Source organism: Albidovulum sp. (assembly GCF_049646345.1).
Classification (GTDB): Bacteria; Pseudomonadota; Alphaproteobacteria; order Rhodobacterales; family Rhodobacteraceae; genus Albidovulum.
In genome coordinates this window covers 1-2,684 of record NZ_JBARVQ010000319.1, presented here as the reverse complement: position 1 = coordinate 2,684, position 2,684 = coordinate 1, and the positions used below count along the sequence as shown (strand labels likewise).

At 64.8% G+C, this 2,684-nt stretch carries 2 protein-coding genes; one reads left to right on the top strand and one right to left on the bottom strand.

Going from position 1 to position 2,684, the window contains the following annotated elements; genetic code table 11:
- On the top strand, positions 1–1,409 hold a 1,409-nt coding region (locus tag WBB85_RS08100), incomplete at its 5' end, for a trimethylamine methyltransferase family protein (protein ID WP_432638112.1).
- Between the two features lie 218 nt (positions 1,410–1,627).
- Here WBB85_RS08100 and WBB85_RS08095 read toward each other — a convergent pair.
- On the bottom strand, positions 1,628–2,684 hold a 1,057-nt coding region (locus tag WBB85_RS08095; RefSeq protein WP_432638111.1), incomplete at its 5' end, for an efflux RND transporter permease subunit.

Here is a 2,684-nt window from a genome sequence, read left to right as displayed (position 1 = left end):
CCGCGGCCTTGACCATTCTCGAACGCACCGGGCTCGGGGATGCAACGCGGGAGCTCTTGGACCTGATGCTTCCGAAGGGTGCGGTGCTCAACGAGCACGGGCGGCTTTGTTTTCCGCGCGGGCTGATGGAGGATGTGATCGCCGGGGCGGCGAAGGAGTATTACGTCCATGCGCGCGGCAGCCGGGCGGGCAAGGACGACATGCATTGCACCGCGACCAGCGTGCATTTTTCCAATTCCGGCACGGCGGTGACGACCTTCGATGCGGAGACGAAGACCTACCGCCCCTCCACCTTACGCGACATCTATGACTTCACCCGGCTGGTCGACCGGCTGGAGAACATCCACATGGCCGGTGACACGGTGCTGGCGACCGATGTGCCAGAGGATTTCGAACATGACATGAGCATGGTCTACGCGATCCTTGCCGGGACCGAGAAACCCGCCTGCCTGACCTTCCGCAGCCGCGACCATATCCCCGCCGCGATCCGGCTTTTCGACCATGCGTCGGGTGGCGAGGGCACATTCCTGAAAAAGCCCTCGGTCATTTTCGGCGGCTGTCCGGTTGTCTCTCCCCTGCGCTTCGGGCGGGAGAATCTGGAACTTTTGATCGAGACGAGCAAGCTCGGCCTGACCAGCGACATCGCCGTGCCGCCGCAGGCGGGGGCGACCTCTCCCGCGCCGCTCGCGGGCACTTTGGCGCAATCGGTGGCCGAGACGCTGGCCTGCCTTGCCATCGTCAACCTCATTCGCCCCGGCTGCGCCATGACCTTCGCCGCCTGGCCCTTCATCACCGATCTGCGCACCGGGTCCTTCACCGGCGGCAGCGGCGAACAGGCGCTGATCGCGGCGGCGGCGGTGCAGATGGGGAACTACTACAACCTGCCGACCAGCGTCGGCTGCGGCATGACGGATGCCAAGATCCCCGACGCGCAATACGGGCTGGAAAAGGCGCTGACGACGGCGCTGGCGGCCCATGCGGGTGCCAACCGGCTTTGTGAATTCGGCGGCATGATGGGCAGCCTGATGGGGTGCAGCTTCGAATCCATGGTGATCGACAACGAGGCGGCGGGCATGATTGCCCGCACCGTGCGCGGGATCGAGGTCAGCGATGACACGTTGTCGGTTGATATCATCCATTCCTGCGCGGTCGGGCCGGGTCATTTCCTCGGCAATCCGCAGACGCTGGATTACATGGAGACGGAGTACATCTACCCCTCGCTGATGGACCGCACCCGAACCGATGCGTGGGAGGCGGAGGGATCGAGCGATCTTTTCGAACGCAGTCGGGCGGTGACCGCCGATATTCTCGGCAACCATTTCCCAAACTATTTCGGCGCGGCAACGGACGTGAAGATCCGCGAGGAGTTTCCGATCCGCCTTCCGGTCTCTGCGATGCGTCTGGCATAGTCTTCGTTTGGGTTTTTCCTTTGCCCGGAACAAGCGCGCAGCGCGCCGGGCGAGCGCCTGCCCGTTCCGGCGGGCTGGCGCTTTCGCGGTCGCGCGCCTCGCAGGGGGGCAGAGGGGCTTTGCAGCTATAAAGCGCGCCGAACAGCGGTTGCCGCGCCACCCCACGGACAGGCGCCCGCCCGGCATTTGCCCGGGCATTTCCAAGCAAGCGTTGTAGCTCAGTCGGACTCTTCCTGCTTCACCCGGAACACCGCGAGATAGAGCGCGGGCGCAAAGACCAGCGTGATCACTGTGCCCGCGATGATGCCGCCCATCATCGCATAAGCCATCGGCCCCCAGAAGATCTGGCGCGAGATCGGGATCAGCGCGAGGCTTGCCGCCGCCGCTGTCAAGAGGATCGGCCGGGCGCGGGCGTCCGAGGCCTCAAAGACCGCGTCCCATACCGACCGGCCCTTGTCCTTCAGCACTTCGATTTCATCGACAAGGATGATCGAGTTTCGGATGAGAATGCCGATGAGCGCCAGCACGCCGAGGATCGCGACGAAGCCAAGGGGCGCGCCCGAGGGCACCAGCGCCGCCACGACGCCGATCAGGCCCAAAGGCGCCACGCAGAGGACGACGAAAGTCAGCCGGAAGCTTTGCATCTGGATCATGATCAGCGTCAGCATGACCAGCATCATCAGCGGCACGACAGCGGCAATCGGCGCCTGGCTTTTGGCGCTTTCGGCGACCGAGCCGCCGACCTCGACCGCATAGCTGAAGGGCAGGGTGGCGTTGAAGTCGGCGATCTTCTCTTCCAGTGCCTTGACCACGGTCGCAGGCTGATCCTTACCCTCGATCCCTGCCTTGACGGTGATCGTCGGCATGCGGTTGCGCTGGTGGATGACGGGCTGCTCGGTCTCATACCGGAAGGTCGCGACCGAGCGGAGCGGGATCGTCACGCCGCCTTCCGTCGACAGTTGCAGCCCCGCCAGCGCCTCGACCGATTGCCGCGATGCATCGTCGCCGCGCGCAAGGATATCGACCAGATAGGCGTCGTCGCGCAACTCGGTCACCTTGGTGCCGTCATAGATCGCATTCAGTGCCGCCGCGATGTCGCGCGGCGTGATGCCAAGCTGCCGGGCGCGGTCCTGCAGGATATCGACGCGGACCACGCGGGCCGGTTCGTTCCAGTCCATAACAATGTCGCGCAGACGGTCGTCAGACGCGACCAAAGCCGTCAGATCGCGGGCGTGGTCGCGCAAGGTCGCGATATCGGGGCCGGTAATGCGGTAC